Annotated in this window: 16 protein-coding genes and 1 tRNA gene; 8 read left to right on the forward strand and 9 right to left on the reverse strand. The window is 43.0% G+C overall.

Translation table 11 applies throughout. The features are described from left to right. Together EO131_RS15470 and rpsT are read left to right on the forward strand one after the other, a co-directional pair. Window positions 1–59, forward strand: a tRNA-Glu gene (locus tag EO131_RS15470). Between the two features lie 35 nt (window positions 60–94). Continuing rightward, a complete protein-coding gene (gene rpsT, locus EO131_RS15475; RefSeq protein WP_127024276.1) occupies window positions 95–346 on the forward strand; it encodes a 30S ribosomal protein S20 in 252 nt (83 codons plus the stop codon). A 67-nt stretch (window positions 347–413) separates the two neighbouring features. On the opposite strand, the gene EO131_RS15480 is transcribed toward rpsT, so the two are convergent. The 4 genes from EO131_RS15480 to rho all read right to left on the reverse strand — a co-directional run bounded on the left by EO131_RS15480 (window position 414) and on the right by rho (window position 4,326). Next, window positions 414–1,100, reverse strand: coding sequence for a hypothetical protein (locus EO131_RS15480; RefSeq protein WP_127024278.1), 687 nt, complete (start codon window positions 1,098–1,100; stop codon window positions 414–416). Window positions 1,101–1,209: 109 nt separating this feature from the next. Beyond that, a complete protein-coding gene (locus EO131_RS15485) occupies window positions 1,210–1,899 on the reverse strand; it encodes a hypothetical protein (RefSeq protein ID WP_127024281.1) in 690 nt (229 codons plus the stop codon). An 8-nt stretch (window positions 1,900–1,907) separates the two neighbouring features. After that, window positions 1,908–2,570 (reverse strand): hypothetical protein, encoded by a 663-nt coding sequence (locus tag EO131_RS15490; RefSeq protein WP_127024284.1) that lies wholly within the window; start codon window positions 2,568–2,570, stop codon window positions 1,908–1,910. A gap of 133 nt (window positions 2,571–2,703) precedes the next feature. Further along, window positions 2,704–4,326 (reverse strand): transcription termination factor Rho, encoded by a 1,623-nt coding sequence (rho, locus tag EO131_RS15495; RefSeq protein ID WP_127024287.1) that lies wholly within the window; start codon window positions 4,324–4,326, stop codon window positions 2,704–2,706. Between the two features lie 189 nt (window positions 4,327–4,515). Between rho and EO131_RS15500 the strand changes: the two genes are divergently transcribed. Beyond that, window positions 4,516–4,926 (forward strand): DUF4293 domain-containing protein, encoded by a 411-nt coding sequence (locus EO131_RS15500; protein WP_127025174.1) that lies wholly within the window; start codon window positions 4,516–4,518, stop codon window positions 4,924–4,926. 79 nt (window positions 4,927–5,005) lie between these two features. On the opposite strand, the gene EO131_RS15505 is transcribed toward EO131_RS15500, so the two are convergent. Together EO131_RS15505 and EO131_RS15510 are read right to left on the reverse strand one after the other, a co-directional pair. Beyond that, on the reverse strand, window positions 5,006–5,860 hold the full coding sequence (locus EO131_RS15505; RefSeq protein ID WP_127024289.1) for a DUF6503 family protein: 855 nt from the start codon (window positions 5,858–5,860) through the stop codon (window positions 5,006–5,008). Window positions 5,861–5,980: 120 nt separating this feature from the next. Beyond that, window positions 5,981–6,475 carry a metallophosphoesterase family protein gene (locus EO131_RS15510; RefSeq protein WP_127024292.1) on the reverse strand — a complete coding sequence of 165 codons (495 nt, stop codon included), beginning with the start codon at window positions 6,473–6,475 and terminating at the stop codon, window positions 5,981–5,983. An 88-nt stretch (window positions 6,476–6,563) separates the two neighbouring features. On the opposite strand from EO131_RS15510, the gene truA reads away from it, so the two are divergent. Both truA and EO131_RS15520 read left to right on the forward strand, forming a co-directional pair. Further along, window positions 6,564–7,310 (forward strand): tRNA pseudouridine(38-40) synthase TruA, encoded by a 747-nt coding sequence (truA, locus tag EO131_RS15515; RefSeq protein ID WP_127024295.1) that lies wholly within the window; start codon window positions 6,564–6,566, stop codon window positions 7,308–7,310. Continuing rightward, complete coding sequence (locus EO131_RS15520; RefSeq protein WP_127024298.1) at window positions 7,303–9,075, forward strand: ABC transporter ATP-binding protein; 1,773 nt, start codon at window positions 7,303–7,305, stop codon at window positions 9,073–9,075. Before truA ends, EO131_RS15520 begins: the two co-directional genes overlap by 8 nt. Window positions 9,076–9,077: 2 nt before the next feature. Here the strand turns inward: EO131_RS15520 and EO131_RS15525 are convergent, their stop codons facing one another. From EO131_RS15525 to folP, 3 genes are read right to left on the reverse strand one after another with little or no spacing between them, the layout of a single operon-like run. Then, window positions 9,078–9,851: a DUF3667 domain-containing protein gene (locus tag EO131_RS15525; RefSeq protein WP_127024301.1), complete on the reverse strand. Its 774-nt coding sequence runs from the start codon at window positions 9,849–9,851 to the stop codon at window positions 9,078–9,080. Beyond that, window positions 9,848–10,636 carry a diadenylate cyclase CdaA gene (gene cdaA / locus EO131_RS15530; RefSeq protein WP_127024304.1) on the reverse strand — a complete coding sequence of 263 codons (789 nt, stop codon included), beginning with the start codon at window positions 10,634–10,636 and terminating at the stop codon, window positions 9,848–9,850. The genes EO131_RS15525 and cdaA overlap by 4 nt, the downstream gene beginning before the upstream one ends. 44 nt (window positions 10,637–10,680) lie before the next feature. Beyond that, window positions 10,681–11,514, reverse strand: a complete 834-nt coding sequence (gene folP, locus EO131_RS15535) for a dihydropteroate synthase (RefSeq protein ID WP_127024307.1) — start codon at window positions 11,512–11,514, stop codon at window positions 10,681–10,683. Between the two features lie 96 nt (window positions 11,515–11,610). Here folP and EO131_RS15540 point away from each other — a divergent pair, with 96 nt between their 5' ends. Genes EO131_RS15540 through tpiA form a run of 3 tightly spaced genes read left to right on the forward strand, consistent with a single transcriptional unit; the run spans window position 11,611 to window position 14,021 of the window. Beyond that, window positions 11,611–12,153, forward strand: coding sequence for a DUF1599 domain-containing protein (locus tag EO131_RS15540; RefSeq protein ID WP_127024310.1), 543 nt, complete (start codon window positions 11,611–11,613; stop codon window positions 12,151–12,153). Continuing rightward, a complete protein-coding gene (locus tag EO131_RS15545; RefSeq protein ID WP_127024313.1) occupies window positions 12,150–13,244 on the forward strand; it encodes a BT_3928 family protein in 1,095 nt (364 codons plus the stop codon). Before EO131_RS15540 ends, EO131_RS15545 begins: the two co-directional genes overlap by 4 nt. A 27-nt stretch (window positions 13,245–13,271) precedes the next feature. Beyond that, window positions 13,272–14,021: a triose-phosphate isomerase gene (gene tpiA / locus EO131_RS15550; protein ID WP_127024316.1), complete on the forward strand. Its 750-nt coding sequence runs from the start codon at window positions 13,272–13,274 to the stop codon at window positions 14,019–14,021. Window position 14,022: the final 1 nt, after the last annotated feature.

The following is a 14,022-nucleotide window of genomic DNA, read 5'->3' on the forward strand; positions in this document are numbered from 1 at the left end:
TCTAGGGGTTAGGACGCCAGGTTTTCATCCTGGTAACAGGGGTTCGATTCCCCTACGGGCTACAAAAAGGAACAAGAAAGAATAATTTAAGATAATGGCAAACCATAAGTCAGCATTAAAGAGAATCAGAAGAAACGAAGCAGTACGTTTGCGTAACAGGTATCAGCACAAAACCGTGCGTAATGCCATTAAAAAATTACGTAACGAGGAGGACAAAAAAGCTGCTGAGGCATTGTTGCCCACTGTGGTTGGTATGATCGATAAGTTGGCCAAGCGCAACATTATCCATACAAACAAGGCATCGAACCTTAAGAGCAAATTGATGAGCAAGGTTGCCGCGATGTAATCTCTTTTCAAACTAAAAACATTGAGACGCCTCCTTTTTAGGGGGCGTTTTTTTTTTCAGAACAATGCTAATTGAAAGCTTTTCTCTTTGAAAGGAGAAATCCGACAAAGAAACTGCCATACATGAACACAATAAAAACCTTCAAAACATTTCTTAACTGAAATTCGGCCCAAATGTGTGGCGCTTCGTAGGCAATTAGAAAAAGAAATGGAAAAACGGCGTGGAATCCGGCCAGGCCAAAACTTATCCAAAACATTAGATTATAACGCCGGGGATATGCCGCCTGGGCTAGCCTCTGTTCCCTAAAGTAAATGGTGATAACGAACAATAGGAGCAGGGATGCCAGTAAATCTGCATAGTACAGGTTCATATGAAAGGGATCTTGGAAAAACAAGCTAACCATATATCCCAATAAACTGGTAGCGGTTACATATTTGATCCAATTTTTATGCTTTTCAATGGTTAAGACCCGCCAATAGATATAATATAAAAATAAGGCAGTCACAACTGAATAGATGTTGTATATGATCACATTGTGCCAGCTGTACTCCTCTTCAGAAAAAAATTGGAACTGGTCATGGTATTTGATGAAATACCCCAACAATTCAGTGAGGAAGGTATACATCAAATAAATAGGGAAATACTTCAAGGGTGTATCAAAATAGCTACGGTATCGTATCACCGCCACCAACCATACCACAAAATAAAGGGGGATATAGAATTGTTCAATTATAAATGTATAGAATCCATCCATAATTACAAGGTGGGGCGGTCTTTTTGGCTTGGTATTATTGGAGTCTAATTTAAGCAATAAAAACACCCCCTCTTAAAGGGGGTGTCAATTACTCTTTTATTTTTTTTTGCTAACGGAATGCTTTTCTTCTGGAGAGAATCAGACCCAGTGTATAGGAACCGTACATAAAGGCAATGAGTACGAACAGTGCTTTTTGTATGGGATACTTGAACCACAATTTATCATCAAAGGAGCCCAATAAAAACATGTAGGGCGTAAATAGATAAAAAATGAAGTTGCCCAAACTTATCCAAAATAGCAAGTTGCGAACAATCGGGTATGCTGATTCTTCTTTGCGTTTTTCCAAGACATAGAGTAGAATACACATTAAGAGTACCCAGGATCCTACCGTTTCGGCAATGTAAAGACCTTTGTAAAACGGATTGTAAAAAAATAAACTGATTGCATAGGTAGTTAGGGTCACGACCAGTCCATAACGTATCATTTTTCTATAACGAACAGATTGTATCACCCTATAGTATACCCAATAAAAGAAAAGATAGGCGACCAACTGGTAAATATTATATATAATGATATTCAGTGAGGAGTAACGATTGTCCGAAAAGAACTGGAAATTATCATTGTACTTGATGAAATAACCCAACAAATCGGTGAAAAAAGTATAGGCGATGAATATGGGAAAGTACTTTAGTGCAGTATCAAAATACTTCCTATACGTCGCAACCGATACAACCCATGTGATGAAATAGGCTATAATAAAAAACTGGTCTTTCAGGTATGTCAAAATCTCTTCAAACACCAAAATCTCTAATAATCGCTGTTAGGTGGCGGTGATGAGTTTCCTTTGTTCATGACCAGGCTTTGATCTTCGGTTTGCATCATAGTTGGGGCAAAACTGGCGTATGACTGATTCTTTTCGCCCGTTGATCCCATTTCTTTGGCTCCAACAGCATCTTTGATCAACTTGGCCTTGCCGTCGGCCCCGATGTAAAAACCGTATTCTTGACCATCCACAATCATGGTGGGAACGATGAACAGGGAATTTTGCCTAGGGTGGACCACTTTTTGGCCATCCGGAAAATCGGGCTTGTCGGGGTAATTGGCAAAATAGATCCGTAAAGAGGAAATGGTCACATTGGCGGCCTTGGCCTCTTGTTCTATAAATGCAATGTATTGTTTGATATCATCAAAAGCGAATGAAGTGAACCGGGCCGGAATAAATTCAACTTCGCTTCTTTCGGCCTCATATTGCTTAATCAAATCCAATCGATGACGGGTATAATTGTCATACAGTGATTTGGATTCCGCCAACGAAATAATTCCAGAGGGTGGTTCTACATTCGTTTCCTGTGTTGTGTTGGGTGTTTCAGAATCTGTGGAACCTTCTTTTTTAGGACCTTGCTGGCAAGACCCCAGCAACAATAGAATTGACCCCAAAAAAGCAATGATTGCTTTACTGTTGTTTTTCATGGTATAAGTATTTAAAGTTCAGTTTGAGGAAACCATTTTAAAGATATGCCTTTTCTGTATTATGGGTCAATAAAAAACCCTCCAATATTTTTTGAAGGGTTTTTAAACTATTGATATGTAGTATTTTAAATTTTTACTCGTTCATGGTGAGCAAAAACTCCTCGTTGTTTCGGGTCTGCTTGATGCGTTGTTCCATAAACTCCATGGCTTCCACCGGATTCATGTCTGCCAAATACTTGCGCAAGATCCACATACGTTGAATGGTATTTTCGTCCAAAAGCAGATCGTCGCGACGGGTAGAAGAAGAAATAAGGTCGATGGCAGGGAATATCCTTCTGTTGGAAATTCTACGATCCAATTGAAGTTCCATGTTACCGGTACCCTTGAATTCCTCAAAGATCACCTCGTCCATTTTAGATCCGGTTTCCGTCAATGCGGTGGCAATAATGGAAAGCGAACCGCCATTCTCAATGTTACGGGCAGCTCCAAAGAAACGTTTCGGTTTGTGCAGAGCATTCGCATCCACACCACCACTCAATACTTTTCCGGATGCAGGCTGTACGGTATTGTAGGCGCGTGCCAATCGGGTAATGGAATCCAAAAGGATCACCACATCATGACCGCATTCCACCAATCTTTTCGCTTTGTCCAGAACAATATTGGCCACGCGAACGTGCTCGGATGCTTCTTTATCAAACGTAGAGGCGACAACCTCTCCGCGAACATTGCGCTGCATATCGGTAACCTCTTCAGGGCGTTCATCAATCAGCAAAATGATTTGGTACACTTCGGGATGGTTGGCAGCAATGGCATTGGCGATATCCTTCAACAACATCGTTTTACCGGTTTTCGGCTGGGAAACGATCATGCCCCGCTGTCCTTTACCAATTGGAGAGAAAAGGTCCATGATCCTTGTGGAAATGGTACTCTGTTTTTCGGCCAATTTGAATTTTTCTTTTGGGAACAATGGGGTCAAATGCTCAAAGGAAACCCTATCGCGAACCACTTGCGGGTCCAAACCATTGATTTTGTTCACCTTGATCAACGGGAAATATTTTTCGCCCTCTTTTGGGGGTCGAATATTCCCAAGGACCGTATCTCCCGATTTCAATCCAAAAAGACGAATCTGGGATTGGGATACATATATATCATCCGGGGACGACAAATAGTTGTAATCCGAAGATCTTAGAAAACCGTAGCCATCCTGCATAATATCCAGGACACCTTCACTTTCAATAATGCTGTCGAACTCAAATTCTGGCTCTTTGTACCTGTTTTTTAGGTCTTTGTCAAAATTGCTGCTCTTTTTGTCGTGGTGCTGGTTGTTTTTCTTGTCGTGGTGTGGATTGTTCCTTCTGTTGGCATTGCTGTTGCCCTGGGTTTTTTGGACGTTGTTGGGTTTGTTCTCCTTTTTGTGCATTGGCTTTTTGCCATCATCTTGGGAGCTGCCCTTGTCTTCCGTTTCCGTACTTTTTTCAGCAGCTTTCTCCACCGGTTTTTGGGTGTCCGCTGGTTTGTTGGTATCCGCGTTTTTGGGACGGGGACTTCTCGCACGTTTCTGTTTTGGGGCGGGTTTTTCTTCGGTGCTGGCGCCAACAGTTTCGGCCACAGCCTTGGGGTTGGAAGCTTGAACATCGAGTATTTGGTAAACCAAGTCCAGTTTTTTCAACGTTTTGAACTTAGGAACGTTGAGGTCCTTAGCAATTTCTTGTAGCTCAGGAAGCTTCTTAGCTTTTAGATCTGAAATCTCGAACATTAAGTAATGAATAAGTTAAACTTGTGTAAATCTGAATATGAAGTAAAGTTATTTGGGTGCTACTGGTGGAAAGAATTCCAAGGTAGGTGCATTTGCAATAACGACACAATGATACGAATAATTTTTGAAGAATTAATCCTTATTTCTCAAAAAGACGCCTATTTTTGCAAATTGAAATCCATTGGTACAATGATTCAAAGAATTCAGACGTTATTTTTGTTGGTAGTTGCCCTGTTGGTGGGCGTACTTCCCTTTTTTCTGAATCTTTGGGTCGAAGTCGGTGGCAAAGAGGTGTATGCCCAGGACCAAGTACTGGTAAGCATTGTTTTTTATGTTTCGGCAGTATTGGCCGTTGCTACGATTTTGATGTACAAAAACAGACAAAATCAATTTGTGATGAACAGATTGAATATGATATTGAATCTTTTTTTACTAGGATTTTTCGTTTATCGATCGCTAAGCTTATCCGGAGAGACGGTCGTCTCAGAGAAGGGTATTGGGATGCTGATTCCTGTATTTTCTATCGTTTTTCTGGTCCTGGCCAACAGGGCTATCAAAAAGGATGAGGATCTTGTAAAATCTGTTGATCGCTTGCGTTGAACCTAACATCTTAGTAGTATTAGTGCGAGAAGGCCCCGATTTAGTTCGGGGCTTTTTTATTGAAACTTTTTTGGACTTCTTATTCCATTATGTTCTCCAACGTAAAATTGTTGTCGAAGGTAATATCCGTTAACGTCTGCACTAGATTCGGTTCCTCGGAATAACCATTTTCACTGGGCATAAAATAAGTACGCTTGGTTGAAATCATCAGACCTTTGACATTCTCATAATAATAATTGGCAATGATCACTGGTTCGTTAACTCCTAAGAATGGCAAGGAAAAGTAGAACCTATCTATCAATTTTGTTTCAGGGTTCACATAAATAATATACATGTCATTTTGCTCTTTTCCGGTAATGGCTGGATCATAAGATACTTCAACCTTGTCATATTGGATACCATTATATTCTTCCTGACCGAGGTATTTGGCAATAACGGCCTTACTGTCCAATTTATAGGGCATGGTAAACCAATAGTAATTGGCCTTGCGTAAAAAATCACTTGCGCCGATAAGGTCTGGCGCGTCCATTTTTTTTCCATCCACTTCAACAATGGTTTCATTTCCATTGAAATACTGGATTACGATGCCTTCTTGGTCCGGCATTACATTGATTTCATGTTTTTGATACTTCCCATAAGAAGCTTCGGAATCAAAAATGTAACGCTCAGTGGAAATGTCCGCTTTTCCATCGGCATAGCGATAATCATAAGTGTATTGTACATCCTTCTTCTTCCATAGATTGTTCCATCCTCCGGAAGCCTTGGCAACGGCCGTCAATATGGTTTTGGGGTGGTTTACATCATACGTGGGATTAGAAGATGGGATTTCCTTTTGTGCACCTGCCGTTTCTTGTTTTTTCTCTCTTTTTTCGGCACATGACATCAAAAGAAATAAACTGGTGGCAAATAGCAAGGTTGAATTGAATACTTTCATAGTTAGATTTTTGGTAATTGTTGTTCGAATGCTTAGACGAAGTCTTTGGAAAATACTTACCAACCCATTTGGTCTTTGGGCAGAACCATCTGTCATCACGTAAAGTATTGTAAATAAATACTATCGTTTTCCCAGTTCAATTACTTCCAAATCGGTGATCTTTTCCCCATGGATCACAAAACGCAACATGGTCCGCACTTGGTGAAACCCCTGTTTTCCACAGGCACCGGGATTCATGTGCAACAAACCCAATTTTTTGTCGTACATCACCTTTAAAATGTGCGAATGTCCGCAGATAAACAATTTGGGTGGATTTCTTTTGATTTCTTCCCGGACCCGCACATTGTAACGATCGGGATAGCCGCCAATGTGTGTGATCCAAACATCCACATCTTCGCATTGGAACCGATTGTGTTCCGGAAACTCCATTTGGATCGTATGGTCGTCAATATTGCCATGCACCCCACGCACCGGTTTCAGTGCATTCAGTTTGTCGGTCACATCAAGATCGCCGATATCGCCGGCATGCCAAATTTCATCGGCTTGGGCAGCATATTTTAAAATGGCTTCGTCCATATGTCCGTGGGTGTCGGAAAGCAACAGAATCTTGGTCATAACGCTAAAAATATGCTAAAAAAATAAGGGCGGATTTTTGTTGGAAGGGATTGAATTATCTTTATCGACTTAAAAGTAAGGGATTCCATTGAGATATTTCATCCAATTTTCTTATTTCGGCAAGGCATACCATGGGTGGCAAAACCAACCCAATGCCATCACGGTACAGGAGGTTTTGGAGGGAGCCCTATCCACTTTGTTGCGCCAAAAAATGGAAGTGGTGGGAGCTGGCAGAACCGACACAGGGGTGCACGCCAAGCAGATGTTTGCCCATTTTGATTTTGATGCCGAGCTTGACAAGGACGAATTGGTTTTTCGATTGAATTCCTTTTTGCCGGAGGACATTGCGGTACAGCATATTTTTAAAATGGTGCCCGATGCCCACGCCCGTTTCCATGCCGTGGAACGGTCCTACGAATATTGGGTGGTGAGGGAAAAGAGCCCTTTTTACTCGGATTTTGCGCATTATGTGCACCAACTCTTGAATTTGGAAGCCATGAACCAAGCGGCCAGCCTGCTCTTGGAACATACCGATTTTGAGTGCTTTTCCAAATCCAATACGGATGTAAATACCTACAACTGTGATGTTCGGAAAGCGATTTGGGAGGTGCGGGACGATAAATGGGTGTTCACCATTTCCGCTGATCGATTTTTACGGAACATGGTCCGCGCGGTGGTCGGCACCCTTCTGGATATAGGAATGGGTAAAATGGAGCCCGAAGACATCCATACCATCATCGAAAGTAAGGATAGGGGAAAAGCAGGCGTATCCGTCCCTGCAAAAGGATTATATTTGACACAGGTTATATACCCAAAAGAACTATTTGATGAGTAAGAGCGACGATTCCGGAAAAGCGTTTGATTATAGACTGTTCAAACGGGTATTTGCACATACCAGGCCCTATCGGAGCATTTTTTGGCTGGTCGCCATTGTGGCCATTTTATCGGCAGCCTTTGCGATAGGAATCCCCATTTTGGTTAAAAACATCATCAATCAATCCTTGGAAAACAAGGATGGGCAACAATTGTTGAATGCTGTGATCTTGATGCTGGTCTTTTTGATGGGCCAGGTGACCACGCAGCTGCTCTTCAACTATTATGCAAACTTGTTGGGTGAATCGGTCATTCGGGATATTCGCATTCGATTGTTCGAAAAGATGACCGGTTTTAAAATGACCTATTTCGACAATTCTTCCATTGGGGTATTGGTCACTCGCTCTGTGGCAGATATGCAGCGTATTGGGGAGATTTTCAGCCAGGGATTTTTTATGATCGTGGCCGATGTGCTCAAAATGATTTCTGCCGCCATCATCATGATCGTGATCAATTGGAAATTGGCCGTGATCGTATTTGCCATTTTGCCGGTAATTTTGATTGCTACCCGATTGTTCCAAAAAGCCATGAAAGTGGCCTTTATAGAGGTGCGTGCCCAAGTGGCCAATCTCAATTCCTTTGTGCAGGAACGTATTGCAGGGATGAAGATCGTACAATTGTTCAATCGGGAGGAAATTGAAAAGGAAAAGTTCCGTGTGATCAATGAAAAACACCAAAATGCCTGGTTGAAAACGGTTTGGTACAACTCCATTTTCTTTCCCGTGGCAGAAATTTCCAATTCCATAGGGATTGGTTTGGTGGTATATTTTGGCGTGATCCAAAATATTGAGAATGTTGGTCTGGACAACAAAGGGGCCATCGTGGCCTTCTTTTTCCTGATGGATCTCCTGTTCCGTCCGTTGCGCCAGATTGCCGATAAGTTCAACACCCTGCAAATGGGTATGGTGGCCGCCAATAGGGTATTTAAAATTTTGGACACCGACAGCCATATTGCCGACGATGGAAATCTTGACAAAGCCGATGTTAAGGGTGATATCGAGTTTAAGGATGTCCATTTTGGCTATGTGAAGGATGAAGAGGTGCTACATGGCATTTCCTTCAATGTTAAGGCTGGGGAAACAGTCGCCATTGTGGGGGCCACAGGGGCAGGAAAATCCACCATCATTAATTTGCTCAACCGTTTTTACGAGATCAATTCCGGGCAAATTTTAGTGGATGGTATCAATATTAAGGATTACACGCTCCGTTCGTTACGATCGCATATTGCCATTGTTTTGCAGGATGTATTCCTCTTCGCGGATACCATTGAACACAATATTTCGCTGAAGGATGACAACATCACCACGGAAGAGATTGAAGCGGCCGCCAAGCAGATAGGCGTGCACGAGTTTATCTCGAGCCTTCCTGGCGGGTATCAATACAATGTAAAGGAAAGGGGTACTATGCTTTCCAGTGGTCAGCGTCAATTGATTGCTTTTCTTCGGGCCTATGTGAGCAATCCGAGCATTTTGATCTTGGACGAGGCCACATCTTCCGTGGACACCTATTCCGAACAATTGATCCAACAAGCGACCGATAAGATCACGGAAGGCCGAACCTCTATCATTATTGCACACCGCTTGGCCACCATTAAAAAGGCCAGTAAGATCATTGTGATGGATGAAGGCAAGATCATTGAAGTGGGCACCCATAAGGAACTGCTGAAAAAAGGTGGGTATTACAACGACTTGTACAATGCCCAGTTTTTGGCTGAAGAAGTGGCCTAAGGCTATTTAGGGGCAAAGTCCTCCAAATTCAACTTACCGGTCATAAGGCCAATGATGGCAAAAAGAATGCCTATGCCGATCATCAGGATGAAAGTCATGATCAAATAGGCCAATCCCCTCAGTATGGTTCCGGAGATTCCTAAATTGAATAACTTTTTGAACACATAAAATTGGTAAATGACCGATGCGATCAAAAAGAACCAATTGAACACATCGTACCGGATATCGAACAAACCAAAAATCGGTAGACTGATGATGAGTTGTAACATCGAAATCTGCCCGAAAATGTAGGCATTGGCCACTAGGTGTTCCGTATAGTTGAGCTGTTTTTTATCCATAAAGAGCAACCAGGTGAACAAGGCATACAATGGAATGATGAGATAGGACAGAATGCCTTGATAGTCAAAAACGAAATCCATATTGGCTGCCACTTGGGTGTTGGTATCAGAAAAACTATTTTCTGTCAAGCTCACTTCGTAAACTTTCCGGAGAATATAGAACATGATTCCGGATAGGGTCACCCCAATGGCAAAATAACTGATCGGGTTCATGTACCTTTTTCGGATTCCGGTAATATAACTGTTGATGACATTCTGCGGTTGCGAAAACATATGCCTGAAGGTCTTCAGCAATGTATTGTCCAAGTTGAAGAGTTGAAAGCTCACATCTTCCCAAACATTTTTCAATGTCAATCTGGTGCGGACCACTTTTGCACCGCAGGTTGGGCAATAACCAAAATCCGATCGCAGGCTGGCTTCGCAATTGGCACAGTTCATAACTCCAGGTCTTTTTTGATGAGCTGGGTCAATTCCTCAGTTCCTTTAAAAGGAACAAATTCCCCATTTTTGATGTAGGAAATGGAACCCGTTTCCTCGCTGACCACCAAGCATACTGCATCAGTTTTTTCAGTGATGCCTACTGCGGCCCTATGCCTCAATCCAAAACGCAGCGGAATATTTCGGTCGTTGGAAACTGGTAAGATCACCCTTGTCGCCGTGATAAAATTATCCTGTATCACAATGGCCCCATCGTGCAATGGACTGTTTTTGAAAAAAATACTTTCCAAAATGGGTTGGGTCACCTGAATGTTCATGGCATCCCCGGTCGATTTTACAAAATCAAGGGAATTGTTGCGCTCAATCACAATGATCGCACCTGTTTTGGTAATGCCCATGCGTTCGCAGGCGCCAATAATGGCATCCACGTCGGTAGTGGCCGAAATAGCATCTTGCTTCAAAAACTTAAAGTGCTTTAAAAAGTTGCGTTTGGTAGCGAAATTGGTGGAACCGATCATCAATAAAAACTTCCGGATCTCTTGTTGGAAGACAATGATTAAGGCGATCAATCCAATGTTCATGAACCCTCCGACCATACTGCTGATCATTTTCATTTGGAGCAGTTCGGTCAATTTCCATAGTGCCCAAACGATAACGATGCCTATAAAAATATTGATGGCCACCGTTCCCTTGACCAATTTGTAGATGTAGTAGAGCAACGCAGCCACGAGGACAATGTCGATGATATCCGTAATCTTGAACTCGAGAAAATTTAGAAAATCCAACGGCAGCGTTTTTGTAAAATTAACAAAATTCGGATAACAAAAAATCAGGAGGCATTGGCTTTCAGCGCCTCCACAAGTTTAACACATTCCATGGCTTCTTTCACATCATGGGCCCGAATTATGTTGGCACCTTTTAAAAGTGCCACGGTATGCATGGCGGTGGTGCCGTTCAAAGCCTCTTGTGGTGTGGTTCCCAGGGTTTTGTAAATCATCGATTTTCGACTCAATCCGATCAACAAAGGCAAACCAAAGGTTTGGAAGAGGTCCAAATGGTTCAACAGGTTAAAATTTTGGCTGACGGTCTTGGCAAAACCAAAACCCGGATCAATGATGATATCGTTGATCTTATAGGTGGTGGCTTCATCAATTTTTTCTGAAAAATAATAACGGAGGTCTTTGATAAGGTCATCATACGTAGCCTCTTTTTGCATGGATTGGGGAGTGCCCTTCATGTGCATCATGATGTACGGCACCTGATATTTAGCAACTGTTGCCATCATGGCATCGTCCAAATTGCCAGCGGCAATGTCGTTGATGATGGCCGCACCATGTTCAATACATTCCGAGGCTACTTTGCTCCGAAACGTGTCAATGGAAATTAAGGTATCGGGAAAATTTTTCAATACCAAATCGATTACCGGCAACATCCGGGCCAGTTCCTCATCCTCTGGCACATGTTCTGCGCCGGGCCGGGAACTGTAGGCTCCCATATCGATGAAGGTGGCACCTTCCTGCAACATAGTCGCAACCCGATGTAGAATGGAGTCAGCATCCTTGTACTTTCCGCCATCGTAAAACGAATCGGGAGTGAGGTTCAAAATGCCCATCACTTTCGGAGTGGTGAGATCTACCAAGGTTCCTTTACAGTTTATGGTCATAAAAAATACCAGCTTTGTTGGGTTTCATTATCTTTGGCATGCTCGGCCTCAAGGGCTGTGCAAGAAGACGAAATTTACGCAAATTAGCAAAACTACATGCAGCAGACTTCCCAACAGTACGATGCAGTGATACAAACCTGCCGGGACTTGTTTTTGAAAAAGGCGAAGGATTATGGTACCGCGTGGCGTATTTTACGGTTACCATCCTTAACGGACCAAATCTTCATTAAGGCCCAACGCATTCGGAGTTTACAGCAAAATGAAGTCCGTAAAGTGGATGAGGGTGAACAATCTGAATTTATTGGAATTATCAACTATGCGATCATGGCTTTGATCCAAATCCAAAAAGGGGTGGTGGAACAGCCAGATCTTACTGCGGAACAAGCGGTGGCCCTTTATGATGAACAAGTGGCCCTCACCAAAAAGTTGATGGAGGACAAAAATCACGATTATGGGGAGGCATGGCGCGATATGCGGGTAAGTTCCCTAACCGATCTGATCTTACAAAAATTACTACGGGTAAAACAGATAGAGGACAACCAGGGCTCGACCTTGGTGAGCGAGGGAGTGGATGCCAATTATCAGGATATTGTCAATTATGCGGTTTTTGCATTGATACATTTAAGTGAAACAGAATGAAATATATCGTTTGGATTTCTAGGATCATCGTTGGGGTACTGTTCATCATCAGTGGTTTGATCAAATTGAACGACCCTTTGGGCTTCTCCTTCAAATTGGAAGAATATTTTAGCCCTGGGGTTTTGGATCTGCCCTTTTTAGTGCCCATGGCCTTGGGTATTTCCATTTTTGTGGTCATTGTTGAGGTGCTATTGGGGGTAATGCTTTTGATGGGGTTTAAACCCAAACTAACCGTTTGGAGCTTGCTGGCAATGATTGTATTTTTCACCTTTCTCACTTTTTATTCGGCCTATTTCAACAAGGTGACGGATTGTGGGTGCTTTGGTGACGCCGTTAAGTTGACACCCTGGGAGTCGTTCACCAAGGACGTGATCCTGTTGGTGTTCATTTTGGTGCTTTTCTATGGTAGAAAATATATCACGCCACTCTTCAAGGACAAGTTAAATTGGATTATTGGGGGGATAGCTTTGGTGGCTTGTGGATGGTTTGCCTACCACGTACTTAACCATTTACCTTCGGTGGATTTCAGACCGTACAAAATTGGAGCGAACATTGAGGAAGGCATGTCCGTTCCAGAGGGTGCGCCACAACCTGTTTACGAATATGCATGGCGATTCAAGGTCAACGGTGCCGATCAAATCGTGGTCACCAATGGCGACTACCCATCGGTGGATGGCGAATTTGTGGATGTGGAAACGACTCTTTTGCAGGAAGGCTACGAACCGCCGATCCACGATTTTACCATTGAGCAAGAAGGACAGGATTATGCAGCCGATTTGTTGGAAGAGGATAAATTGGTGATGGTCATTGCCTATGATTTGACCAAAAGCCATCATAATGCATTTGCAGGAGTTGCCGAAATGGCCAAAAAAGCCATGGCAAAAGGTTATCGGGTGATTGGGATGTCAGCATCCAGCAATCAAATGGCCAATGAACTGAAAAAACAGTACGGTTTGGATTTTGAGTTCTATTTTACGGATGAAACTACCTTAAAGACCATAGTGCGTTCCAATCCTGGGATCCTTGTGCTGCAACGGGGAACCATCCAACAAAAAGTACATTACAACGATATTGATAAGCTAACCTTCTAAACAGAACACATAAGAAAATAAAATAGTATGAGAGCAAAAATAGTGGCCGGTAACTGGAAGATGAACAAGACATTGCAAGAAACCGAAGCTTTATTGGCCGAACTTTCCGCCATGTTGCCCGATAGTCAGGCCGAAGTGATCGTGGCACCGACATTTGTAAATCTACAGGCAGCCCAAGCCGCATTACAGGGATCGACCATTCAAGTGGCGGCACAGAACATGCATTTTGCGGAAAACGGAGCCTACACCGGCGAAATTTCCGCCGATATGTTGTTGAGCCTTGGAGTGGACATTGTTATTTTGGGTCACTCGGAAAGACGCGCTTATTTTGGTGAGGATGATGCCCTGTTGGCCAAAAAAGTAAAGACCGCCATAGCCAAAGGCATGAAAACCATTTTCTGCTTTGGTGAAGAGTTGGAGGAGCGTAAGTCTGACAAGCATTTTGAGGTAGTGGAAAGCCAATTGAAGAACGCTTTGTCCGATTTGGATGCCGATGCATGGAAACAGGTCATTCTTGCCTACGAGCCCGTTTGGGCAATCGGTACTGGGGAGACCGCTTCACCGGAGCAGGCTCAGGAAATGCATGCATTTATCCGAAAAACAATCGCTGGGGCCTATAATTCCACAGTTGCCGACAATGTTTCCATTTTATACGGAGGTAGTGTAAAACCGGGAAATGCGGCCGAAATATTTTCCAAACCCGACGTGGATGGCGGATTGATCGGTGGGGCATCCTTGGTAGCCTCCGATTTTGTGGAAATCATTAAAGGGATCTAAA

This window comes from Flagellimonas beolgyonensis (genome assembly GCF_003992615.1).
GTDB lineage: Bacteria > Bacteroidota > Bacteroidia > Flavobacteriales > Flavobacteriaceae > Flagellimonas > Flagellimonas beolgyonensis.

Bases quoted from the DNA above. Each gene is read 5' to 3' on its own strand.
- rpsT (WP_127024276.1), top strand. From the start codon at position 95: ATGGCAAACCATAAGTCAGCATTAAAGAGAATCAGAAGAAACGAAGCA.
- EO131_RS15480 (WP_127024278.1), bottom strand. From the start codon at position 1,100: ATGGATGGATTCTATACATTTATAATTGAACAATTCTATATCCCCCTT.
- EO131_RS15490 (WP_127024284.1), bottom strand. From the start codon at position 2,570: ATGAAAAACAACAGTAAAGCAATCATTGCTTTTTTGGGGTCAATTCTA.
- rho (WP_127024287.1), bottom strand. From the start codon at position 4,326: ATGTTCGAGATTTCAGATCTAAAAGCTAAGAAGCTTCCTGAGCTACAA.
- EO131_RS15500 (WP_127025174.1), top strand. From the start codon at position 4,516: ATGATTCAAAGAATTCAGACGTTATTTTTGTTGGTAGTTGCCCTGTTG.
- EO131_RS15505 (WP_127024289.1), bottom strand. From the start codon at position 5,860: ATGAAAGTATTCAATTCAACCTTGCTATTTGCCACCAGTTTATTTCTT.
- EO131_RS15510 (WP_127024292.1), bottom strand. From the start codon at position 6,475: ATGACCAAGATTCTGTTGCTTTCCGACACCCACGGACATATGGACGAA.
- EO131_RS15520 (WP_127024298.1), top strand. From the start codon at position 7,303: ATGAGTAAGAGCGACGATTCCGGAAAAGCGTTTGATTATAGACTGTTC.
- EO131_RS15525 (WP_127024301.1), bottom strand. From the start codon at position 9,851: ATGAACTGTGCCAATTGCGAAGCCAGCCTGCGATCGGATTTTGGTTAT.
- folP (WP_127024307.1), bottom strand. From the start codon at position 11,514: ATGACCATAAACTGTAAAGGAACCTTGGTAGATCTCACCACTCCGAAA.
- EO131_RS15540 (WP_127024310.1), top strand. From the start codon at position 11,611: ATGCAGCAGACTTCCCAACAGTACGATGCAGTGATACAAACCTGCCGG.
- EO131_RS15545 (WP_127024313.1), top strand. From the start codon at position 12,150: ATGAAATATATCGTTTGGATTTCTAGGATCATCGTTGGGGTACTGTTC.
- tpiA (WP_127024316.1), top strand. From the start codon at position 13,272: ATGAGAGCAAAAATAGTGGCCGGTAACTGGAAGATGAACAAGACATTG.